Annotated in this window: 19 protein-coding genes; 11 read left to right on the forward strand and 8 right to left on the reverse strand. The window is 74.7% G+C overall.

All coding sequences use genetic code 11. The annotated features are described in order from the left end of the window. The first annotated feature begins 28 nt into the window (after positions 1-28). From GYH36_RS10340 to GYH36_RS10355, 4 genes are read left to right on the forward strand one after another with little or no spacing between them, the layout of a single operon-like run. Positions 29-934: a carbohydrate ABC transporter permease gene (locus GYH36_RS10340; RefSeq protein WP_203231755.1), complete on the forward strand. Its 906-nt coding sequence runs from the start codon at positions 29-31 to the stop codon at positions 932-934. Then, on the forward strand, positions 934-1,833 hold the full coding sequence (locus GYH36_RS10345) for a carbohydrate ABC transporter permease (RefSeq protein ID WP_024839268.1): 900 nt from the start codon (positions 934-936) through the stop codon (positions 1,831-1,833). The genes GYH36_RS10340 and GYH36_RS10345 overlap by 1 nt, the downstream gene beginning before the upstream one ends. Further along, complete coding sequence (locus GYH36_RS10350; RefSeq protein WP_162289803.1) at positions 1,833-2,900, forward strand: ABC transporter ATP-binding protein; 1,068 nt, start codon at positions 1,833-1,835, stop codon at positions 2,898-2,900. Before GYH36_RS10345 ends, GYH36_RS10350 begins: the two co-directional genes overlap by 1 nt. Next, positions 2,900-3,976: an ABC transporter ATP-binding protein gene (locus GYH36_RS10355; protein ID WP_115942938.1), complete on the forward strand. Its 1,077-nt coding sequence runs from the start codon at positions 2,900-2,902 to the stop codon at positions 3,974-3,976. Before GYH36_RS10350 ends, GYH36_RS10355 begins: the two co-directional genes overlap by 1 nt. 81 nt (positions 3,977-4,057) lie before the next feature. Here GYH36_RS10355 and GYH36_RS10360 read toward each other — a convergent pair whose 3' ends face one another. Beyond that, positions 4,058-4,618 carry a phosphoribosyltransferase gene (locus tag GYH36_RS10360; RefSeq protein WP_024839265.1) on the reverse strand — a complete coding sequence of 187 codons (561 nt, stop codon included), beginning with the start codon at positions 4,616-4,618 and terminating at the stop codon, positions 4,058-4,060. Positions 4,619-4,711: 93 nt separating this feature from the next. After that, positions 4,712-5,677 (reverse strand): FKBP-type peptidyl-prolyl cis-trans isomerase, encoded by a 966-nt coding sequence (locus tag GYH36_RS10365; protein ID WP_024839264.1) that lies wholly within the window; start codon positions 5,675-5,677, stop codon positions 4,712-4,714. 223 nt (positions 5,678-5,900) lie between these two features. Between GYH36_RS10365 and GYH36_RS10370 the strand changes: the two genes are divergently transcribed. The 3 genes from GYH36_RS10370 (at position 5,901) to GYH36_RS10380 (ending at position 8,037) form a co-directional block, all read left to right on the forward strand. Next, a complete protein-coding gene (locus GYH36_RS10370; protein ID WP_024839263.1) occupies positions 5,901-6,206 on the forward strand; it encodes an Rv1322 family protein in 306 nt (101 codons plus the stop codon). 19 nt (positions 6,207-6,225) lie between these two features. After that, complete coding sequence (locus GYH36_RS10375; protein WP_312028590.1) at positions 6,226-7,086, forward strand: alpha/beta hydrolase; 861 nt, start codon at positions 6,226-6,228, stop codon at positions 7,084-7,086. 162 nt (positions 7,087-7,248) lie between these two features. Then, complete coding sequence (locus tag GYH36_RS10380) at positions 7,249-8,037, forward strand: alpha/beta fold hydrolase (RefSeq protein ID WP_115942934.1); 789 nt, start codon at positions 7,249-7,251, stop codon at positions 8,035-8,037. A 48-nt stretch (positions 8,038-8,085) separates the two neighbouring features. Here the strand turns inward: GYH36_RS10380 and GYH36_RS10385 are convergent, their stop codons facing one another. Then, a complete protein-coding gene (locus tag GYH36_RS10385; RefSeq protein ID WP_162289804.1) occupies positions 8,086-8,535 on the reverse strand; it encodes a hypothetical protein in 450 nt (149 codons plus the stop codon). Between the two features lie 3 nt (positions 8,536-8,538). Next, positions 8,539-9,969: a coiled-coil domain-containing protein gene (locus tag GYH36_RS10390; protein WP_024839259.1), complete on the reverse strand. Its 1,431-nt coding sequence runs from the start codon at positions 9,967-9,969 to the stop codon at positions 8,539-8,541. 369 nt (positions 9,970-10,338) lie between these two features. On the opposite strand from GYH36_RS10390, the gene GYH36_RS10395 reads away from it, so the two are divergent. From GYH36_RS10395 to GYH36_RS10405, 3 genes are read left to right on the forward strand one after another with little or no spacing between them, the layout of a single operon-like run. Then, on the forward strand, positions 10,339-11,502 hold the full coding sequence (locus GYH36_RS10395) for a hypothetical protein (RefSeq protein WP_162289805.1): 1,164 nt from the start codon (positions 10,339-10,341) through the stop codon (positions 11,500-11,502). Then, the gene (locus tag GYH36_RS10400) at positions 11,499-12,527 is read left to right on the forward strand and encodes a DUF8094 domain-containing protein (protein ID WP_024839257.1); all 1,029 of its coding nucleotides are present in this window, start codon (positions 11,499-11,501) and stop codon (positions 12,525-12,527) included. Before GYH36_RS10395 ends, GYH36_RS10400 begins: the two co-directional genes overlap by 4 nt. 20 nt (positions 12,528-12,547) lie before the next feature. After that, entirely contained in the window at positions 12,548-13,501 is a 954-nt protein-coding gene (locus GYH36_RS10405) for a tetratricopeptide repeat protein (protein WP_024839256.1), read from the forward strand. On the opposite strand, the gene glgB is transcribed toward GYH36_RS10405, so the two are convergent. Both glgB and GYH36_RS10415 read right to left on the reverse strand, forming a co-directional pair. Further along, on the reverse strand, positions 13,495-15,741 hold the full coding sequence (gene glgB / locus GYH36_RS10410; protein ID WP_162289806.1) for a 1,4-alpha-glucan branching protein GlgB: 2,247 nt from the start codon (positions 15,739-15,741) through the stop codon (positions 13,495-13,497). The genes GYH36_RS10405 and glgB overlap by 7 nt on opposite strands. Before the next feature lie 80 nt (positions 15,742-15,821). Continuing rightward, on the reverse strand, positions 15,822-17,348 hold the full coding sequence (locus tag GYH36_RS10415; protein WP_162289807.1) for an aminoglycoside phosphotransferase: 1,527 nt from the start codon (positions 17,346-17,348) through the stop codon (positions 15,822-15,824). A 123-nt stretch (positions 17,349-17,471) separates the two neighbouring features. Here GYH36_RS10415 and GYH36_RS10420 point away from each other — a divergent pair, with 123 nt between their 5' ends. Beyond that, positions 17,472-17,630 (forward strand): hypothetical protein, encoded by a 159-nt coding sequence (locus GYH36_RS10420; RefSeq protein ID WP_155858597.1) that lies wholly within the window; start codon positions 17,472-17,474, stop codon positions 17,628-17,630. On the opposite strand, the gene treS is transcribed toward GYH36_RS10420, so the two are convergent. Then, positions 17,631-19,373 (reverse strand): maltose alpha-D-glucosyltransferase, encoded by a 1,743-nt coding sequence (treS, locus tag GYH36_RS10425; RefSeq protein WP_162289808.1) that lies wholly within the window; start codon positions 19,371-19,373, stop codon positions 17,631-17,633. Further along, positions 19,370-21,463 carry an alpha-1,4-glucan--maltose-1-phosphate maltosyltransferase gene (locus GYH36_RS10430; RefSeq protein WP_162289809.1) on the reverse strand — a complete coding sequence of 698 codons (2,094 nt, stop codon included), beginning with the start codon at positions 21,461-21,463 and terminating at the stop codon, positions 19,370-19,372. Before GYH36_RS10430 ends, treS begins: the two co-directional genes overlap by 4 nt. Positions 21,464-21,578 lie beyond the last annotated feature (115 nt).

Genomic DNA, 21,578 nt, shown 5'->3' on the forward strand with positions numbered 1-21,578 from the left:
GCTGACGAACGAACCTCCGGTGCGGGAGGTGACGCCGACGCCGCCCCCGCGCCGGCGCACCTCCCGCCTGGGGGACCGTGGGCTCGCCGCCCTCTTCATCTCGCCCGCGATGCTGCTCCTGCTGGCGATGTCGGTCTTCCCGCTGCTGTGGGCGCTGACGCTGTCCTTCACGAACTACTCCGCCACGTCGAGCGCGCCGGCCGAGTTCGTCGGGTTCGCGAACTACGCGGAGATCCTGACGTCCCCGGCGGTCCGCCAGCGAGCGCTGACGACGCTGGTCTACGTGGTCGGGGCCGTCACGCTCCAGACCGTCCTCGGCTTCGGCATCGCGTACCTCATCTCACGGCGGGAGCGCGGGCGGGGTCTGCTGACCACCGTCTTCCTCGTGCCGATGATGCTGTCGCCGGTCGTGGTGGGCCTGTTCTGGCGGTTCATGCTCGACGCGCAGTTCGGCGTCGTGAACAGCCTGCTCACCTCGGTCGGGCTGCAGCCGGTGGAGTGGCTCACCCGGCAGGAGACGGCGATGATCTCGCTGATCGTCGTCGACACCTGGCAGTGGACGCCGTTCATCATGCTCATCGCCCTGGCCGGCCTCACCGCGGTGCCGCGCTACCTGTACGAGGCGGCCTCCATCGACCGGGCGTCGGAGTGGTTCCGCTTCCGCAACATCACGCTGCCGCTCGTGTGGCCGCTGCTGCTCATCGCCGTGATGTTCCGCGCCATCGAGGCGTTCCGGCTGTTCGACCTCGTCTACATCCTCACCAACGGCGGACCGGGGGTCTCGACCGAGACGTTGTCGTTCCACGTCTACAAGGTGGCGTTCCTCGGCTTCAACACCGGGACGGCGTCGGCGTACGGGATCCTCATGGTCGTCGTCGTCATCGTCCTCGCGCAGGTCTACCTGCGCTACCTCAACAAGCTCAAGGAGGACTGATGGCCGGCTCCCTCGTGGCCCGCGCACGGCCTGCCCGCAGCAGCCCCCGCAGCGGCCCCCGCGGCCGGGTCCGCAAGACGGTCGAGGTCGCGCTGCTCGCGGTGCTCGTCGTGGCGATGCTCTTCCCGGTGCTGTGGATGCTGGAGACGTCCGTGAAGGAGAACCGCGACGTCTACGCCGTCCCGGCCAAGCTCGTCGGCTTCGACCTCACGCTGGCCCACTACCGGGACGTGTTCGTCGGGCCGTCCGGAGGGGCGTCGGACCTGTCCGTCGCGCTCCTCAACTCGGTCGTCGTCGCCGGGGCGTCGACGATCCTCGCCACGGTCCTCGGCGTCCCCGCGGCCTGGGCGTACTCGCGGTTCACGCTGCGTGCGAAGAAGGACCAGCTCTTCTTCATCCTGTCCACCCGGTTCATGCCGCCGGTGGTCGTCGTGATCCCGATCTTCCTCATGTACCGCACGCTGGGGCTCATCGACTCCCAGCTCGGTCTCATCCTCATCTACACCGCCTTCAACGTGCCCTTCACGATCTGGATGATGAAGGGCTTCGTCGACCAGGTCCCCTCCGAGTACGAGGACGCCGCCATGCTCGACGGTCACACCCGCTTCCAGGCCTTCCGGCGCATCACCCTGCCGCTGCTCCTCCCCGGGATCGCGGCGACGGCGGTGTTCGCGCTCATCTTCTCCTGGAACGAGTTCGTCTACGCCATCTTCCTGACCTCGAGCCGGGAGGTCCGGACCGCGCCGCCCGCGATCGCGGGGCTCATCGGCGGCACGACCGTGGACTGGGGCCTCGTGGCCGCGTCCGCGTGCGTGTTCGCCGTCCCGGTGCTCGTGTTCGCGTACCTCGTGCGCAAGCACCTCGTCGCCGGCGTCACGCTCGGGGCGGTGCGACGCTGATGGCCGGCATCGAGATCACGTCCCTGCACATGCGCTACCCGGACGGGACCGTCGCCGTGGAGGAGGTGGACCTGTCCGTCCGCGACGGCGAGCTGTTCGTCATGCTCGGCCCGTCGGGCTGCGGGAAGACGACGACGCTGCGCGCGGTCGCGGGGCTGGAGCGGCAGACGTCGGGCACGATCCGGATCGGGGACACCCCGGTCGACGACCTGCCGCCCGGCGAGCGCGACATCGCGATGGTGTTCCAGTTCTACGCCCTGTACCCGCACCTCAAGGCGCGGGACAACGTGGCGTTCCCCCTGCGGGCCGAGGGCCTGCCGGAGGCGGAGGTGCGACGACGGGTCGAGGACGCGGCGCGGATGCTGCAGCTCGGCCCGCTGATGGGCCGGCGGCCGCAGCGCCTGTCCGGCGGCGAGCAGCAACGCGTCGCGCTGGCCCGCGCGCTCGTCCGGCGGCCCCGCGCGTTCCTCATGGACGAGCCCCTGACGAACCTCGACGCCGAGCAGCGCACGGACATGCGCGCGGAGATCAAGCACCTGCAGCGCGAGCTGGGGGCCACGATGGTCTACGTCACGCACGACCAGGTCGAGGCGATGTCGCTCGGCCACCGCATCGCGATCCTCAACAAGGGCCGCGTCGAGCAGGTCGGCACGCCCATGGAGGTCTACGACCGCCCGGCGAGCCTGTTCTGCGCGGCGTTCATCGGCTCGCCGCCGATGAACCTCGTCGACGTCGAGGTCGCCGACGGCGCCCTGCGCGGGCCGGGCGGGATCGCCCTCCCGGTGCCGTACGGGGTGCCGGACGGCCGGCCCCTCGTCGCCGGTGTGCGGCCCGAGGCGCTGGAGGTCACGGCGCCGGGGACGGACGGTGCCGTCCGCGGGCGGGTGGTCTCCGTCGAGGCGCTGGGCGACGAGACCATCTACGTCGTCGAGTGCGAGGGAGAGCACGACGTCCGGGTCCGGATGCCCCCGACCGCACGGTTCGCCGCGGACGCGCCCGTCGGCGTGCGGCACGTCGGCGGCCCTCCGCCCGTCTACGACCGCGACACGGAGAGGTTGGTGGCCTGATGGGGACCGTCGCGACCTACGGGATGAGGAAGGCGTTCGGGGAGGTCCAGGCCCTCGACGGGGTGGACCTGGAGGTGCCGGACGGCGCGTTCTTCGTCGTCCTCGGGCCCTCGGGGGCGGGCAAGACGACGACGCTGCGCGCGATCGCGGGCCTGGAGCGGCTCGACGCCGGGTCGGTGCACCTCGACGGGCGGGACGTGACCGGGGAGACGCCGGGCGCGCGCGACCTGGCGATGGTCTTCCAGAACTACGCCCTCTACCCCCGGCACACGGTGTTCGAGAACATCGCCTCGCCGCTGCGCGTGCGCCGCGACCCGGCGGGCGAGATCGCCGCGGCCGTGGACGAGGTGGCGCGCCTGCTGCACATCGAGCGCCTCCTCGAGCGGCGGCCGGCGCAGCTCTCCGGCGGCGAGATGCAGCGCGTCGCGCTCGCCCGGGCGCTGGTCCGCCGTCCGCACGCATTCCTCATGGACGAGCCGCTCACCAACCTCGACCTCAAGCTGCGCGTCGAGATGCGGACCGAGCTCAGCCGCATCCACCGCCGCCTGGGGCGGACCTTCGTCTACGTGACCAACGACCAGGTCGAGGCCATGTCCATGGCCGACCAGGTCGCGGTGCTCAAGGACGGGAAGGTGCGGCAGGTCGGCACGCCCGCCGAGGTGTACGAGCGGCCGGTCGACCGGTGGGTCGCGAGCTTCGTCGGGAGCCCGCGGATCAGCCTGCTCGCGTGCCACGTGGACGACGACCGCCTGGTCGGGTCCCAGGGGTGGAGCCTGCCGCGTCCCCGCGGGACGACGGCGGAGCCCGGTCGTCCGCTGCTCCTCGGCCTGCGAGCCGAGGACGTGTCGGTCGAGCGTCGCGGGGAGGCGACGGTCGAGGGGGAGGTCTTCGGTCTCGAGCCGCTGGGCGACCACACGCTCGTGGACGTCAAGGTCGGGACGGAGACGCTCACGGTCAAGGCGCGGCCGACGGTGGCCGGACGGCCGGGGGAGCGCCTGTCGGTGACGGTCGACCTGGACCGTGCGCACCTCTTCGACGCCGGCACGGGCCTGGCGCTGTCCGGCGCCGGGCGGTAGGCGGGCGGGTCGTGTCGCGACGGTGCGGCGCGCACGACCTGCCCGTCCCGCGGGGGCGGCGGCCTGCTGCCGCCCCCGCGCCTAGTCGTTCGGTCGCGCCTGCGCGCCCGCGACCGGCGGATCGGCCGACCACGGGAACGTGATCCACAGGTCGGTGTCCTTCCACGAGTAGTCCGGCTGGATGATCGTGCGCGGCTTCGTGTAGAGCACCGCGGAGCGCGCCTCGGCGCCGTGCGTGCTGAGCATCTCCATGACGAGGGCGAGAGTGCGGCCCGAGTCCGCGACGTCGTCGACCACGAGCACGTGCGCGCCCGGCAGGTCGGACGTGTCCATGAGCGGGGGCAGCACGCGCGGGTCCGTGAGGGTCTGGCCGATGTCGGTGTAGAACTCGACGTTGAGCGTCCCGACGCCCTTGGTGCCGAGCGCGTACGCGACCGCGCCGCCCGGCAGGAGCCCGCCGCGCGCGACCGCGACGACGACCTCGGGGCGGAACCCGCTCGCGACGACCTGCTCGGCGAGCTCGCGCGCGGCGACGCCGAACGTCTCCCACGTGAGCACCTCGCGCTCGGGCGGGACGCCCGCGCTCGCGGCGGTGACGTCGTCGGGCACGGAAGGGACCGGGGTCGTGGAGGCGTCCGTCATGCGTCGAGCCTACGTCGGCCCGCTCGCGCGCCCCGTCCCCGGACGCGACGAGGGCCGCACCCCGGTCGGGGTGCGGCCCTCGTCGCGGCGACGTCAGTACGCCGCGAGGATGTCCACGACGAAGACGAGCGTCTCGTTCTGGAGCTCGTGGCCCTCGCTCGCGCCGTAGCCGAGCGACGGCGGGATGACGAGGAGCACCTGGCTCCCGACGGTCTGCCCCGACAGGCCCTGCGTCCAGCCGGCGACGACGCCGCTCAGGGGGAAGGTCGACGGCTCGCCGCGATCCCAGGACGAGTCGAACTTCTCGCCGTCGAGCTTCCAGCCGGTGTAGTGCGCGATGACGGTCTGGTCCTCGGTGACCTCCGGGCCGCTGCCCTTGATGAGCGGCTGCACGACGAGCTCCGTCGGAGCGGTGTAGCCCTCGGGGATCTCGATCGACGGCATGCCCGCGCCGTCGAGCGTGACGACCGGGAGGCCGTCGGCCGGCGTCACGGCCTCGCCCTCGGCGCGGTCCGGCACGTCCGCGGGGTCGGGAGCGACCGGGGCGTCGCGGACCGCGGTGGCCTCGGCCACGGTGAGCACGGCGGTGCCGTCCTGGCCGGGGGCCGCGAACAGGAAGCGCGTGCCGACCTTCTTGCCGACGAGCACGTCGAGGAGCTGCGGGTACACCTGGTCGTCGAGGACGATCGGCTGGGCGGAGTCGTCCTCCCACGTCGAGCCGAGCTTCGACGCGTCGGCACCGGAGTACGCCGCCTGGTGCAGCGTGACCTCCTGGCCCTTGGCGATCTCGTCCCCGTCGCCGTCCCCGAGGGACAGCGCGACGGCACCGGAGACCTCGAGCGGCGCCTCGAACTCCACCGTGGGCTCGGCGCCCGGGTCGCCCGAGACCGTCACGGCCTCGAGCGCCGCGACGTCCTCCGGCGACGACGTGGCGCCGTCGGTCTCGGACGCGCTCGGCGACGTCTCGTCGCCGGATCCGTCCTCCGACGAGCAGCCGGACAGGACGAGGGCGGCGCCCAGGGTGAGCGCGGCGACGCCGCGCAGGGTGCGGTGCTTCACGAGGGGGTCCTTCGGGTCGGTGGGACGGCGCGGGGCCGTCGGGTCTGGGCCGCACCCGCACGACGGCGGTCGGGCGGCGTCCCGGGTCGGGGAGCCTCGCTGCCGAGTGCCGGGTGCAGCACCGGCGCGGACACTCTAGCGGTCCCGCCTGGGCACCCGCTGGGAGCGGTCGGCGGGCCGGGCACTCGCGGGCGGGTGCGGCGACCCGGGGGACAATGGGCGCATGCCGTCCCGTCGACCGTCCCGCAAGCGACCCTGGGGCGCGGAGCCCGCGCCCCTCGACCTCGACCGCGCCCTCGGCGGCGCACGGCGCGAGTCCGGGGCCGACGGCGAGTGGCAGGTGCGCACGGTGCGCGGCGGGACCAAGACCTACCTGTGCCCGGGCTGCAACCAGGAGATCCCGCCGGGCACCGGCCACGTGGTGGCCTGGCAGGACGACTCGTTCTTCGGCGCCGAGACGGCGCTCGACCACCGCCGCCACTGGCACACGTCGTGCTGGCAGGCGCGCGGGCGGCGCCGCCCGCGCTGAACGAACTAGGCTCGGCCCGGTGAGCACCGCACCCGATCCCGCGACCACCGGCGCCGACGCGTCGGGACCGACCCCGATCCGCTCGCTGACGGTCCTGCCCGCGCGGCGCGAGGACGTCGAGCTGCACACGGCGGACGGGCTCACGCTCGTCGGCGAGCTCGCGCTCCCCGCCGACCGCGACCCCGTCGCGACGCTCGTCACGCTGCACCCGCTGCCCACGCACGGCGGCTACATGGACTCCCACGTGTACCGCAAGGCCGCGTGGCGCCTGCCCGCGCTCGCCGACCTCGCGGTGCTGCGCTTCAACACGCGCGGGACGTCGTCGCCGCGCGGCACGAGCGAGGGCGCGTTCGACGGCGGCGAGGCCGAGCGCTTCGACGTCGCCGCGGCGATCGAGTTCGCCGAGTTCCACGACCTCCCGCACCCGTGGCTCGTCGGGTGGTCGTTCGGCACCGAGCTCGCGCTCAAGCACGGCGCGGACCCCGCGGTCGAGGGCGCGATCCTGCTCTCGCCGCCGCTGCACCGCGCGACCGACGAGGACCTCGACCGCTGGGACGCGTTCGGCAAGCCGCTCGTGGTGCTCGTGCCCGAGCTCGACGACTACCTGCGCCCCGACGAGGCCCGGCGCCGCTTCGCGCGCGTGCGGAACGCCGAGGTCATCGGGGTCGACGGCGCGAAGCACCTGTGGGTGGGGGAGTCGTCGGTGCGACGCGTGCTCGACGAGATCGTCGGGCACGTGCGGCCCGGGTTCCCGCTGCCGCTGCCGACCGAGTGGTCCGGCGACGGCGACGGCGCCGCGGCCGCGACCGCCGACCGCGACACCGCCGACACCGACCAGGCGAGCTACGACGCGAGCCGCGGCGACGGCGTCGCCGACTGATCCCGCGGGCCCCCACCGGCCGACGCCGGGCCCTGCACCGCCCGATGCCACGGCCCCGCCGACGACCCCCCCCGTGGGCGTGGCCGCCTCCCGCGGCGGACGCGCGGCGGGCGTGGGAGCGTGGGAGGACCCCTGGCACGAGGACGACCCGAGGAGGACGACGTGACGACGGCACCGCTCGAGACCTACACCCTGCGCGAGGGGTACGGGACCCCGCTCGTGCTGCTGCACGGCTTCCCGCTGGACCACCGCATGTGGGCCGACGTGGCCGCGGCGCTCCCGGGCGAGCCCACCGTCGTCGCGGTCGACCTGCCGGGGCTCGGCGCGAGCCCGCTCACCGGCAAGCCCCCGTCGATCGAGGCGTCGGCCGACGCGACCGCCGCCGCCCTCACCGCCGCGGGCATCACGCGCGCTGTCGTGGCGGGCCTGTCGATGGGCGGGTACGTCGCGCTGGCGCTCGCGGAGCGGCACGCGAGCCTCGTCGCCGGTCTCGGCCTCGTCGACACGAAGTCGACCGCGGACACCGACGACGCGCGTGCGAACCGCCTGCGCATCGCCGACGAGGCCGAGCGGTCGCAGACGGTCGACGCCGTGCTCGGCATGCCGGGCGCGATGCTCGGCGAGACGAGCAAGGCCGCGCGCAAGCCGCTCACGGCGCGGGTCGAGGAGTGGATCCGCGGGCAGCGTCCCGACGGCGTCGCGTGGTCGCAGCGCGCCATGGCGTCCCGGCCCGACCGCACGCACGTCCTCGAGGGGTTCGCGGGCCCGGTCGCCGTCGTCGTGGGGGAGGAGGACGTGATCACGCCCGTCGGCGAGGCCGAGCACATGGCCGCGGCCGCCGCGTCCGCGCAGCTCGTCCAGGTCCCCGGGGTGGGTCACCTCAGCGCGGTCGAGGACCCCGCGGCGGTGGCCGACGCCCTGGCGGACGTGCTCGCACGCGCCGCCGTCTGACGCGCGCCGCCGTCCGGAGCGCGCGGCGCCTCCCAGCGGGCAGTGCCGTCAGGCGCCGTCGAGCACGAGCGCGAGCGCGTCCGCGAGGTCGATCGACTCGCCGTCGCGGCCGCCCTTGCCCAGGACGAGGGGCGGGTCGGAGGGTTCGACGCTCACGCCGCGGAGCCCTCCGAGCACGCTGCCGGGGACGCTCAGCACGTAGAACTCCCCGTCCTCGCCGACCGCGACGCTGCGGTTGCGGCGCAGGTACCAGCCCGTGAGCGGGGTCCGGTAGGTGGTGCTCCCGTCGAACGAGCGCGCCCGCAGCGGCTCGGGCGCCAGGCCGCGCTCGCGCGCCCGGGCCACGAAGTCCGCGAGGAGCGCGCGGGCCGCCGCGCTCTCGCGGGCCCGCTGCCGGTCGAGCTCACGCTGCTGGTGCGCGGCGGCCTCGGTCCGCTGCCGACGCCAGTCGTCGGCAGCGGGCCCCGAGCCGCCCGCGGGGGACCCGGCCCGGGCCACGGGTCAGGCCGGCGCCGGGGCGTCGGACTCGGCGTCCGCGTCCGCGTCGACCGGGCTCGCCGGACGCCGCTTGCTCGACGTGCCCGAGCCGGCGGGCTGCGCCGGCTCCTCCGCGACGACCGGGAACTCCGCGGTCATGAGCGTCGCGGCGCGGGCCTGCTGCGCGGGCGTGCCGGCGGGGACCGCCGCCTTCTTGACCGGTGCCTTCGCCTCGGCGTCGCCGCCGCCGAGGAGGCCGCGCAGCTCGTCGAGGTACGTGTTGATCGAGTCGTGCTGGCGCGTGAGGTCCTCGAGCTGGCGCTGCGCGACGTTGCGCTGCTGCTCGGCCTCCGCCTTCGCGTCCGACACGGTCTGCTCCGCGAACGCGCGCGCCTCGGCGACGATCTGGTCGGCGTTGCGGCGGGCCGTCGACATGAGGTCCTTGACGTAGGCGTCGGACTCCGAGCGGACCTTCTCCGCCTGCTCGAGCGCGAGCGCGACGCGCTTCTCCGCCTCGGCGGCGTGCTCCTCGGCGGTCGAGACGAGCTTCTCCGTCTCCGCCTTGGCGGCCGCGTGGCGCTCCGCGTTCTCGCGCTCCGCCTCCTCGCGGCGGCGGACGACCTCGAGCTCGGCGTCGGCGAGGGCGGTGCGGGCCTGGTCGCGCAGCTGCTCCATCTCCGACGTCACGGCGTTGGCCGCCTCGGTCGCCTTGCGCTGGGCCTCGTCCACCTGGCGCTGCGCCTCGCGGCGCGCGTTCTCGAGCATCTCGGCGGACTCGCGCTCCGCGGCCTCGCGCTGGGCGGCGGTCTCCGCGGCGACGCGGGCGCGCAGCTCCGCGGCCTCGCGCTCGGTCGTCACGCGCAGCTCGGTCGTCTCGCGCTCGACCGTCGCCCGCATCGTGCCGAGCTCGCGCTCGAGCGACGCGCGGCGCTCGCTCTCCTCCGTGGCGATCGCGCTCTGGATGCGCGCGGCCTCGCGCTCGGCGGAGCCCACGAGCTCCTCGGCGCGGCGCTGCGCGCTCAGCAGCGTGCCCTCGGCCTCGGACGCGCTCGTGGACCGGATCTCCTCGGCCTCGAGGCGCGCGCTGTTGAGGAGCTCGGCGACCTCGTTCTCGGCGCGAGAGCGCACCTGGCCCGCGGAGAGCTTCGCGCGCGCCATGATGTCGGCCGCCTGCGAGTTCGCCTGGGAGAGGATGTCCGCCGACTGCTCCTCCGCCGAGCGCAGGAGCTGCTCGATGCGCGAGCCGAGGCCCGCGTAGGACGGGCGGTCCGCCTCGCGGAGCTGGCGCTGGGCGTCGGCGAGCTCGCTCGTGAGCTGCATGGCGCGGGCGTCGGCGGCCTCGACGCGCGCCCGCGCGTCCTCCACCGCCTTCTCCAGCTTCGCGAGCTGTGCCTCGACCTGGACGCGGTCGTAGCCGCGCATCGTGATGGGGAAGAGCGTGCGCTCGTCGGACACGTCGATGACCTCCGGTGCTGGTTCGTCGCGGCTTCCACCGCCGGGCGGCGTCTCCCCTCCTGGGGAAGGAGGGCGCGGCGCACGTGCCACGGCCCCGCCGTGCTGCGACCAGGATACGGGGGACTCGCGGGCCTGGGTACCCGCGTCGGACCAGGTGAGACGATGGTCGCACCCCTGCGCGAGGGGCTTCCCGGCCGGTGGGTGCACGCACCCCGCCGCCGAGGTGCGTGCCCCGGTCGCCGGTGACGATGAGACCGCCGCGAGAGGGCTCCGTGAACGGTTCGTGAGGATCCGCGCCCGGTCCCTCTCGGTCGATCCACGAGGGGTTTCGCACCTATCCTGGAACGTCGGTCGACGAAGGGAAGCTCGGTGCTGCAACGAATCATCGCTGCCCTCCTGGTGGTAGGAGGGCTCGTCGCCATCGGCCTCGGTGTCGCGTCCGCCACGGTGTGGCGTGACAGCGACACGGTCGTGGCGACGACGGCGTACACGGGGGACGGCACGCTGCTCGTCACCGAGCCCGGGGTGCTCGACCTCGTCGCCGAGGACGTGACGATCCGTGCCACGGCGCCCGGCGAGCAGCAGGTCACCCTCGCGATCGGGCGCGAGGTGGACGTCACGGGCTGGGTCGGCGAGCAGGCGCACGGCGTGGTCACCGGCCTCGCCGACTGGGACGCGCTCGCGACACGCGCCGTCGAGGCCGCTCCCGCGGAGCCGGCCGAGGGCGAGGAGCCCGCCGAGGGCGAGACGCCCGCGGACGGGGAGACCCCTGCGGACGGGGAGACCCCCGCGGACGGGGAGACCCCCGCCGAGGGCGAGGCCGCCGAGGCGCCCGTCGTCGGTCTCGACCCCGCAGGCTCGGACATGTGGTTCGAGGAGTCCAGCGGCGCCGGCTCGGCGAGTCTGCGCTGGTCCGACCAGCCCGGTCGCTGGCAGCTCCTCGCGGCCGGCGTGGGCGAGGACGCGGTCGCCCCGACGCTCGAGCTCTCCTGGCCGCGCGAGGTCGAGACGCCGTTCCTGTGGCCCGGCGTCGTCGGCGGCGTGGTCCTCCTCCTGCTCGGCCTCGGCATCGGCGCGGCAAGCTTCCGCCCCTCGCGGCGCGCAGCCTCGGGCCGCGGCTCCGCGACGTCGTCGACCCCGGTCGTGGCACCGGCTGCCGCGCCCGCCGAGGACGAGGGGAACGGCGCCGAGGCGCCGACCGACACCGCGCAGGTCCGGATGCTCACGCGCCGCGAGCTCCGCGAGCGCGAGGAGGCCGAGCGGCTCGCGCAGCAGCAGGCCCGCGGGCAGAAGCCCCGCCGCGCGTGGCTCACGGGCCAGATCCCGATCGTGGCGCGTGGCGAGCGCCGCCCCCGGACGGCGGCGCAGCCGACCGTCGACGCGGCCGCCGGCCACCCCACGGCCCAGGACAGCGCGAGCACGCGCGCGGACGCGTGGCGCCGTGCGTGGGGCTTCACGCCGGGCGGCACCGCGGCGGGGACGACCGCCGAGCCGCAGGGCGACCCGGACGAGACGAAGGACAGCACCCGATGACCCGCACCACCCGCGGCACGGCTCGCGCGCGCCGTCACCTCGCCGGGGTGTCCGGCGGCCTGGTCGGCGCGCTCCTGCTCGCCGCCTGCTCCTCGCCCCTGCCGACACCGCAGCCCGACCCCACCCAGGACCCGCCGCCGCCGGTCCTCACCGAGACGCAGGAGACCGTCGTCCTCGACGCGGTCGCGTCGGCGCTCGCGGCGGCGAGCGAGACGAACGACCCCGCGGGGCTCGACGCCCGGGTGACGGGACCCGCGCTCGCGATCCGGACGAGCCAGCTCGCCGTGGCCGCCGCGCGCGGCAACGCCGACCTCGTGACCGAGCTCCCGACCGAGGCGCAGCAGGTCGTCATCCCGACGACCCAGACCTGGCCGCGCACGTCGTACGCCGTGAGCGTCCAGCCCGAGAGCCTGCAGACGCCGCGGCTGTCGGTCCTCGAGCAGGGCGCCGCGCGCCAGAACTACCGGCTCTGGGCGTGGGTGCGCCTGCTCCCCGGCGTGACGATGCCGAGCTTCGCCGACCCGAGCATCGGGAGCGAGGCGGTCGCGCCCGACGACTCGAGCCTCCTCGTCACGCCGACGGACGCCGTCGCGCAGTACGCGGACGTGCTCAACCTCGGGACGGGCTCCGGGTTCGCCGAGACGTTCGAGGACGACTCGTTCCGCACCCTGCTCGCCGAGCGCGCGCAGGCCTGGACGACGGCGCTCGAGCCGGCGGCCGGGAAGTACGCGCTGACGTTCACGCCGAACCCCGACGAGCAGGTCCGGGCCGTGCGCACCGCGGACGGCGGCGCGCTCGTCGTGGGCGCGATGACGTCGCAGGAGTCGATGACCGCCGAGGAGGGCGCGCAGGTCCCGCCGGACACGGAGACCATCAAGGCGCTCTACGGCGACAAGACGCCGACGAACGTGCTCAAGGTCGGGTACGTCGACGTCGTGGCGCTCTACGTGCCGCCGGCCGGGTCGGAGGAGAAGATCCGCGTCGTGGGCAACGAGCACGTCGCGACGTCGGTCGCGAACTCCTGACGCTCCGTAGGATTGCGACCATGAGCGAACCCACTCAGCAGCCCGCGTTCGACGTGCGCGGAGCGGTCGACCTCTCCGCGCTGACCCGGCCGCAGTCCCCGCCTCCCGGTGAGGAGGGCGGCGCGCCCGCCGCGGGCGGGTACGTCGTCGACGTCACCGAGGAGTCGTTCGGCCAGCTCGTCCAGGACTCGACGCAGTACCCGGTCGTCGTCCTGCTCTGGATCCCGACGGACCAGGCGAACGCCCAGCTCGGCACGGAGCTCGGCGCGCTCGCGGACGAGTACGCCGGGCGCTTCCTCCTCGCGCGCGTGGACGCGCAGGCGTACCCGCAGATCGCGGCCGCGTTCCAGGTCCAGGGCGTGCCGACCGTCGTCGCCGTGCTCCAGGGGCAGCCCGTCCCGCTGTTCCAGGGCGCGGCGCCCGCGGAGCAGGTGCGCGCGGTCCTCGACCAGGTCCTGCAGGCCGCGGAGGCGAACGGCGTCACGGGCCGGGCCCCGGCCCGCGGGGGCGACGGCGAGCCCGAGGCCGCCGCCGCGCCGCCGCCGGAGCCCGAGCCCGAGCTCCCGCCGCTGCACCAGGAGGCGTACGACGCGATCGAGCGCGACGACCTCGACGCGGCCGTCGCCGCCTACGAGAAGGCGATCAAGCAGGACCCGCGGGACGCGCTCGCGGTCGCGGGCCTCGCGCAGGTCCGCCTCCTGCAGCGCACGCGCGACGCCGACCTCGCGGCCGTGCGCGCCGCCGCCGCCGACGCGCCCGGCGACGTCGACGCGCAGCTCGCGATCGCCGACCTCGACCTGCTCGGCGGGCACGTCGACGACGCGCTCGGGCGCCTGCTCGACCTCCTGCCCGGTGCGGACGCGGACGCGAAGGAGAAGCTGCGCGTGCGCCTCCTCGACTACTTCGAGGTCGTCGGCACGACGGACCCGCGCGTCGCCAAGGCGCGCCAGCGTCTCGCGATCAGCCTCTACTGAGCGACGCCCGGCGCCTGCGCCGGGACGAGGTAGAGCGCGCCGAGCGGGGGGACCCGGAGGGTCGCCGACCAGGCGCGGCCCTTCCACGGCACGGGCTCGGCCTCGACCTCCCCGAGGTTGCCGACCCCGGAGCCGCCGTAGGCCTCGGCGTCGGTGTTGAGCACCTCGCGCCACGCGCCGCCCGCCGGGAGCGCGACGCGGTAGCCCTCGTGCGGCGTCCCGGCGAAGTTCACGACGACCGCGACCTCGCCGCCGTCGCGGCTGCGGCGCAGGAACGCGAGGACGTTGTGGTCGGCGTCGTCGGCGTCGAGCCACTCGAACCCGGCGGGGTCGTGGTCGAGCTCCCACAGCGCCGGGGTCGCGCGGTAGAGGGCGTTGAGGTCGCGCACGGCGCGCTGCACGCCCTGCCGCCCGGGGTCGGCCGCGAGGCCGTCCCAGTCGAGCGAGCGGCCCTCGTTCCACTCGGAGTGCTGGCCGATCTCGCTGCCCATGAAGAGCAGCTGCTTGCCGGGGTGGGCCCACTGGTAGGCGAGGAACGCGCGCACGCCGGCGCGCTTCTGCCAGTCGTCGCCGGGCATCTTGCCGTAGAGCGAGCCCTTGCCGTGCACGACCTCGTCGTGGCTGATGGGCAGCACGAACTGCTCGGAGTACGCGTACACCATCGAGAACGTGATCTCGTGGTGGTGGTAGCGCCGGTTGATGGGCTCCTCCGCGACGTAGCGCAGGGAGTCGTTCATCCAGCCCATGTTCCACTTGAGCCCGAACCCGAGCCCGCCCGCCGACGTGGGGCGCGTGACGCCCGGCCAGGCCGTGGACTCCTCGGCGATCATCATGACGCCGGGCGTGCGCCGGTACGCGGTGGCGTTCGCCTCCTGGAGGAACGCGATCGCCTCGAGGTTCTCGCGCCCGCCGTGCACGTTGGGGTGCCACTGCCCGGGCCCGCGCGAGTAGTCGAGGTAGAGCATCGACGCGACCGCGTCGACGCGCAGCGCGTCGACGTGGAACTCCTCGAGCCAGTAGGTCGCGTTCGCGACGAGGAAGTTGCGCACCTCGTTCCGGCCGAAGTCGAACACGAACGTGCCCCAGTCGGGCTGCTCGCCGCGCAGCGGGTCCGCGTGCTCGTAGCAGGGCGTGCCGTCGAACCGGGCGAGGGCCCACTCGTCGCGCGGGAAGTGCGCGGGCACCCAGTCGACGATGACGCCGACGCCCGCGGCGTGCAGGCGGTCGACGAGGTACCGGAGGTCGTCGGGGTGGCCGAACCGCGACGTCGGGGCGTAGTAGCCGGTCACCTGGTAGCCCCACGACCCGCCGAACGGGTGCTCCGCGACGGGCAGGAGCTCGACGTGCGTGAACCCCTGCTCGACGACGTACTCCGTGAGCTGCTCGGCGAGGTCGCGGTACGACAGTCCCTGTCGCCACGAGCCGAGGTGCACCTCGTACACGCTGAGGGGCCGCGTGTGCGGGTCGTGGGCCGCGCGATCGGCGAGCCAGGCGTCGTCCGTCCACGTGAACCGCGACTCGACGACGACGCTGGCCGTCGCGGGCGGCACCTCTGCGGCCTTGGCGAGCGGGTCCGCCTTCTGCCGCCACGACCCGTCGGGCCCGAGGATCTCGTACTTGTACCGCGTGCCCGCCCCGACGCCGGGCACGAACAGCTCCCACACGCCGCTCGACCCGAGCGAGCGCATCGGGTGGGTGGGGCCCCACCCGTTGAAGTCGCCGATGACGCGGACGGCGCGCGCGTTCGGGGCCCACACCGCGAACGCGGTGCCCGTGGTGTCGCCGAGCGCGCTCGGGTACGTCCGCACGTTCGCGCCGAGCACGCGCCACAGCTCCTCGTGCCGGCCCTCGCGCACGAGGTGCAGGTCGACCTCGCCGAGCGTCGGCAGGAACCGGTAGGGGTCGTCGACGGTCGTGGTCTCCTGCCCGTAGCGCGCGCGGACCCGGTAGTCGGGCGCGTGGCGCGTCCCGTCCTCGCCCCGGTGCACCGGCACGACGGCGGCCCACACGCCGTCCTGCTCGTGCGCGGCCGCGTGCTCGCCGTCGGTCGTGACGACGACGACCTCGTCCGCGAGGGGGCGCAGGACGCGGACGACGGCCCGGGCGTCCGCGGTGTCGTCCGCGAGGTGGGGGCCCAGCACGGCGTGCGGGTCGAACGTGCGTCCCGCCGCCGCGGCGGCGAGCGCGTCCGGCGGCACGACGACGGGTGGCGGGGTGGCGGAGTCGGCTGGCCCTGTCATGGGCCAACCTTTCCACGTCCCCGTGTCGCGCACATGACGGGCTCGCCGGTCGGGCGCGCCCCGCGGTGCCGCGGCCCGGGTCACGCGTTCCCGGCGAGCAGGCGGTCCACGGCGGTCAGGGGGATGGGCTCCCAGTCGGGGCGGTTGCGGGACTCGTAGACGACCTCGTAGAGCGCCTTGTCGAGCGTGAGCGCGCGGACGAGGGCCTCGGACGTCGTGCGGTCGACCCCGGCGGTGTCGGCGCGCGCGTACGCGTCGAGGAACGCGCTGCGCGCCTGCACGGCCCACGACGCGGCGGGCGCGCGCCCGACGGCGGCGGCGTAGTCGAACGAGCGCACGATGCCTGCGACGTCGCGCAGCGCGAGGTCGGGGCGGGTGCGCTCGGCGACGGGCCGCAGCGGCTCGCCCTCGAAGTCGAGCACCTTCCACCCGAACCGGCGGGCGTGGAGCACCTGGCCGAGGTGCAGGTCGCCGTGCACCGTCTGGAGCCGGGGGAGCGCGTCGGGCACGCGCGTGACGCCGGCGAGCCGGGCCTCGGTGCGGTCCCAGAACGCGGCGATCTCGTCCGCGCGGCGCGCGAGCGCGCGCGAGGACGCGACGGCCTCGTCCGCGCGGCGCCGCAGGTCGGAGACGAGCCAGCGCGCGTCGACGGGCGAGCCCACGTCGAACGCGCGCCGGAGCGCGGCGTGCAGGTCGGCGAGGACGCGGCCGAGGTCCGCGGCGAGGTCCGCGAACGACGCGTTCTGCCCCGCGTACGCGCACGCGAGGTCGAAGCCGTCGCGCGCGCCCTCGACGAACTCGCTGAGGATCGCGAGGTGCGCGGAGCGCGGGGCGTCCGGGCCCGCTCCCGGGCCGGTGCCGGGCGGCGCCGGGTCGCCGGCGGTCGGGTCGTCCGCCGCGTCCCACCGCACCTCGAGCCACGCGAGCGGGGCCGGCACGCCCGTCCAGCCCTGCGCCGCGAGCGCGCGCGGGATCGTGAGGTCCGGGTTGGGCCCGATCGCGATGGCGCGCAGCACCTTGAGCATGCTCCCGCCCGCGACCCGGGGGAGCAGCACCGAGCTGTTGGACTGCTCGACGCTCAGCGCACGACCGTCGGCGAGGTCCGGCAGCTCCGGGTCGTCGGCGAGCGCCGCGCCGGGGGCCGCGCTGCGGTCCTCCCACTCGGCCGCGGCGAGGAGGGCGGCCCAGCACGCGGGGTGCGCGGCGCCGTCGTGCACGACCCAGCGCGTGCCGTCGCCGGGGTCGAGGACGCCGATCGGCTCGGGCGTGCGGCCGGGGGAGCCGCCCTCGGGGGCGGGGCCGGGCCCGGGGGGCGCCGTCGCGCCGGTGGGCGCCGGGTCGGCGGGCTCGAGCACGAGCGGGACCTGCACGACGAGGTCGACGTCGTCGCCGACGAGCCGCAGGAGGTGCAGCTCGACCCGGACCCCGGCGCGCGCGCCGCCCGGCGAGCGGGAGCCCGCGGCTCCCGGGACGTCGAGCGCGAACGACAGCCAGGGCACGTGCCGCACCGTGACGCCCTTGACCGGGTACCAGCGCCGGGCGGGCAGCCAGGCGTCCAGGAGCGCCGTGAGCTCCGCCGAGGGCGGGTCCGTCCGCCGTACCGTCACGCGTGCCTCCTCCGTCAGGTCGCCTTCATGGCACCACGCACGCGCCGCGCCCGCCGCACGAAGCGGTGTGGGCGGCGGCGGGCACACTGTCCCCGTCGCCCACGGCCTCGAGGAGGGGTACCCATGGACTGTCCGCACCGGGCCGTCTCGCTGACCCAGGAGCAGGTGCCGCTGCGGCACTGCGTGTCGGTCGTGCACTGGTTCACGTGCGACGCGTGCGGCGAGCGCGCCGCGGTGGTCACGAGGACGGAGGCCGTCGTGGGCAGGGACGACGCCCGCTGATCAGGCGGGGTCGTGCACGAGCAGCCAGTAGAAGTCCCGCGACCCCCACGTCATGACGACGCGCTCGTCGTCGCCGACGTCGGGGAAGTGCGCGCCGCCGAACACGTCGGTGAGCGTCGCGCCCGCGTGCCCCGGCAGGTGCACCGCGGCCGACCGCGCGGTCGCGGAGAGGTTCGCGACGCACAGGACCGTCTCCTCGGGCGTGCGGCGCAGGTAGGCGAGGATCGACTCGTTGTCGCACTCGAGCGCGACGAAGTCGCCGGTGCCGAACGCCTTGTGGCGCCGCCGGACCTTGAGCATCCCGTGCACCCAGTGGAGCAGGGACGTCGACTGCTCGAGCTGGGCCTCGACGTTGACGTAGCCGTAGTGGTGCACGAGCGACTGGACGAGCGGCAGGTACACCTTGCCCGGGTCGGCGGTCGAGAACCCGGCGTTGCGGTCGGGGGTCCACTGCATGGGCGTGCGCACGGCGTCGCGGTCGGGCAGCCAGATGTTGTCGCCCATCCCGATCTCGTCGCCGTAGTACAGGCACGGGCTGCCCGGGAGCGAGAGCAGGAGGGCGTGCGCGAGCTCGACCTCCTTGCGCGAGTTGTCGAGCAGCGGGGCGAGCCGACGGCGGATGCCGACGTTCGCGCGCATGCGGGGGTCGGGCGCGTACCACCCGTACATCGACGCGCGCTCCTCGGTCGAGACCATCTCGAGCGTCAGCTCGTCGTGGTTGCGCAGGAACGTGCTCCACTGCGCGCCGGGCGGGATGTCGGGCGTGTCGGCGAGGATCTCGAGGATCTGGTTCGCCCGCTGGTCGCGGATCGCGTAGAAGATGCGCGGCATCACGGGGAAGTGGAAGCACATGTGGCACTCGGGGTCGTCCTCGGTGCCGAAGTAGTCGACGACGTCGCGCGGCCACTGGTTGGCCTCGGCGAGCAGGATCCGGCCCGGGAACTCGGTGTCGACCATGCGGCGCACGCGCTGCAGGAACTCGTGCGTCTGCGGCAGGTTCTCGCAGTTGGTGCCCTCGGCCTCGTAGAGGTACGGCACGGCGTCGAGCCGGAACCCGTCGACGCCCATCTGCAGCCAGAACCGCGCGACGTCGAGCATGGCGTCGGCGACGCGCGGGTTCTCGAAGTTGAGGTCGGGCTGGTGGGAGAAGAAGCGGTGCCAGAAGAACTGCCGGCGCACGGGGTCGAACGTCCAGTTGGACGTCTCCGTGTCGACGAAGATGATGCGCGCGTCCTGGTAGCGCGTGTCGTCGTCGCTCCACACGTAGAAGTCCCCGTACGGGCCCTCGGGGTCGGCGCGCGACGCCTGGAACCACGGGTGCTGGTCGCTCGTGTGGTTCATGACGAGGTCGATGACGACGCGCATCCCGCGCGCGTGCGCCTCCGTCACGAGCTCTGCGAAGTCGGTCGTCGAGCCGTACTGCGGCGCGATGGCCGTGTAGTCCGAGACGTCGTAGCCGCCGTCACGCAGGGGGGAGGGGTAGAACGGCGGGAGCCACAGCGCGTCGATGCCGAGCCACTGCAGGTAGTCGAGCCGGTCGATGAGCCCGCGCAGGTCGCCCGTCCCGCTGCCGTCGGAGTCGGAGAAGGCCCGGACGATGACCTCGTAGAACACGGCCGTGCGGTACCAGTCCGGGTCGTCGGACAGGCCGGGTCGCGCGTCGACGGGCGGGGTGGGCTGGCGGCGCGGGGGGAGCGCCGCGATCGGGACCGGGACCGGGCGGGCGTCGCGCGGGAACGTCACGGCGTCCTCACGTGGACCACGTGCGCGACCTGGCGCATCGGCTCGAGCCGGACGTAGACGTCCTGGCCCCAGCCGTAGCTCTCGCCGGACAGCTCGTCGTGGGCGACGAACGAGGGGGCCCACGGGTCCTGCCCGTCCGCGAGCGGCGGCAGCCCCAGGGAGGTGAGGTCGAGGTGCACGTTCGACTCCTGCGGGGAGTGGGGGTCGAGGTTGACGACCACGACGACGGTGTCCGCCTCGCCCGTCGGGGAGTGCTCGGCGGGCAGGTGCCGCGAGAACGCGAGCACCTGGTCGTTCGTCGTCGGGTGGATCGTGAGGTTGCGCAGCTGGCGCAGCGCCGGGTGGTCGCGGCGGATCTCGTTGAGCCGGGTGAGGAGCGTCGAGATGCCGATCTCGGGGGCCTGCGACCAGTCACGCGGCTTGTACTCGTACTTCTCGTTGTCGATCTGCTCCTCGACGCCCGGGCGCGGCACGTTCTCGACGAGCTCGTACCCGGAGTAGATCCCCCACGTGGGCGAGCCGAGCGCGGCGAGGACCGCGCGCACGGCGAAGCCCGCGACGCCCCCGTGCTGGAGGTAGGGCGGCAGGATGTCGTGCGTCGTGGGCCAGAAGCTCGGGCGCATGTACGCGCCGGCCTCGCCCGAGACCTCGGCGAGGTACTCCGCGAGCTCGTCGCGCGTGTTGCGCCACGTGAAGTACGTGTACGACTGGTGGAACCCGATGCGCGCGAGCGTGTGCATCATCGCGGGCTTGGTGAACGCCTCGGAGAGGAACACGACCTCGGGGTTCGTCGCGCGGACCTCGGCGAGCAGCCACTCCCAGAAGTCGAGCGGCTTGGTGTGCGGGTTGTCGACGCGGAACGCGGTGACTCCGCGGTCGATCCACACGCGCACGACGCGCAGGACCTCCGCGTAGATGCCCGCCGGGTCGTTGTCGAAGTTCAGCGGGTAGATGTCCTGGTACTTCTTGGGCGGGTTCTCCGCGTACGCGATCGACCCGTCGACGCGCGTCGTGAACCACTCCGGGTGCTCGGTCACCCACGGGTGGTCGGGCGAGCACTGCAGCGCGAGGTCGATCGCGACCTCGAGCCCGTTGCGCCGGGCCTCCTTGACGAACGCGCGGAACGTGCGCTCGCTGCCGAGCTCGGGGTGGATCGCGTCGTGCCCGCCGTCCTTCGACCCGATCGCGTACGGGCTGCCGGGGTCGCCCGGGAGGGCGGTGAGCGAGTTGTTGCGGCCCTTGCGGTGCGTCGTGCCGATGGGGTGGACGGGCGTCAGGTAGACGACGTCGAACCCCATCTCCGCGATGGCGGGCAGGCGGCGGGCCGCGGCGGTGAACGTGCCCGAGCGCCAGCGCCCGTCCTTGAGCCGCCGGGCGCCCTCGGAGCGTGGGAACATCTCGTACCCCGCGCCCGCGAGCGCGAGCGGGCGCTCGACGCGCAGCGCGTACGTGGCCGACGCCGTGACGTGGTCGCGCAGGGGCGCGCGGTCCAGGACGTCGCGCACCTCGGGGGACGTCGCGGCCGCGAGCCGTGCCTCGGCGGGGCGGCTCCCGTCGGCGAGCGCGGCGAGCGCGTCGGCGAGCACGCGCTCGTCCTCGGGCGTGCGCGCGCCGGGCGTCCCGTCGCGGCCCGGGAGCGGGACGGCGTCGGACAGGACGCGCTCGACGAGCCGCGCGCCCTCGGCGAGCATGAGGTCGACGTCGACGCCGGCCGCGATCTTCACCGTGGCGTCGTGCGCCCACATGCCGTACGGGTCGCTCCAGGCCTCGACCCGCAGCGACCAGTCGCCGACGACGTCGGGGTGGAGCGTGGCACGGAACCGGTCCAGCCCGGGCGCGACGTCGACCATGCGCGCGGTGCGCTCGGTGCCGTCGGGCGCGACCAGCACGGCGGTCGCGGCGACGGCGTCGTGCCCCTCGCGGAACACGGTCGCCTCGACCGGGACCATCTCGCCGACGACGGCCTTGGCGGGCCAGCGGCCGCCCTCGACGACGGGGGACACCTCCAGCACGGGGATGCGGCCGATCGGGGCGGCGGGCGCGGGCGCGGGAGGGCGGTGCGGCGCGGGGGCCGGAGAGGTCGACGTCACACGCACAACGTAGCGAGGGGCGCGGGGGGTCGACACTCGGGGCGCGGCTCGGCGCGTCGGGCGGACGGGACGCCGCCCGTCGGACCACCGGGTGAAACGTCGTGCAAGCGTTGCA

Origin of the sequence: Cellulosimicrobium composti, assembly GCF_010287905.1 — a bacterium.
In the GTDB taxonomy this organism is placed as follows: Bacteria; Actinomycetota; Actinomycetes; order Actinomycetales; family Cellulomonadaceae; genus Cellulosimicrobium; species Cellulosimicrobium composti.

Coding starts and splice junctions, on each gene's coding strand:
- GYH36_RS10420 (WP_155858597.1), top strand. CDS start 17,472: ATGGACTGTCCGCACCGGGCCGTCTCGCTGACCCAGGAGCAGGTGCCG.
- glgB (WP_162289806.1), bottom strand. CDS start 15,741: ATGACAGGGCCAGCCGACTCCGCCACCCCGCCACCCGTCGTCGTGCCG.
- GYH36_RS10355 (WP_115942938.1), top strand. CDS start 2,900: ATGGGGACCGTCGCGACCTACGGGATGAGGAAGGCGTTCGGGGAGGTC.
- GYH36_RS10405 (WP_024839256.1), top strand. CDS start 12,548: ATGAGCGAACCCACTCAGCAGCCCGCGTTCGACGTGCGCGGAGCGGTC.
- GYH36_RS10345 (WP_024839268.1), top strand. CDS start 934: ATGGCCGGCTCCCTCGTGGCCCGCGCACGGCCTGCCCGCAGCAGCCCC.
- GYH36_RS10400 (WP_024839257.1), top strand. CDS start 11,499: ATGACCCGCACCACCCGCGGCACGGCTCGCGCGCGCCGTCACCTCGCC.
- GYH36_RS10370 (WP_024839263.1), top strand. CDS start 5,901: ATGCCGTCCCGTCGACCGTCCCGCAAGCGACCCTGGGGCGCGGAGCCC.
- GYH36_RS10350 (WP_162289803.1), top strand. CDS start 1,833: ATGGCCGGCATCGAGATCACGTCCCTGCACATGCGCTACCCGGACGGG.
- GYH36_RS10360 (WP_024839265.1), bottom strand. CDS start 4,618: ATGACGGACGCCTCCACGACCCCGGTCCCTTCCGTGCCCGACGACGTC.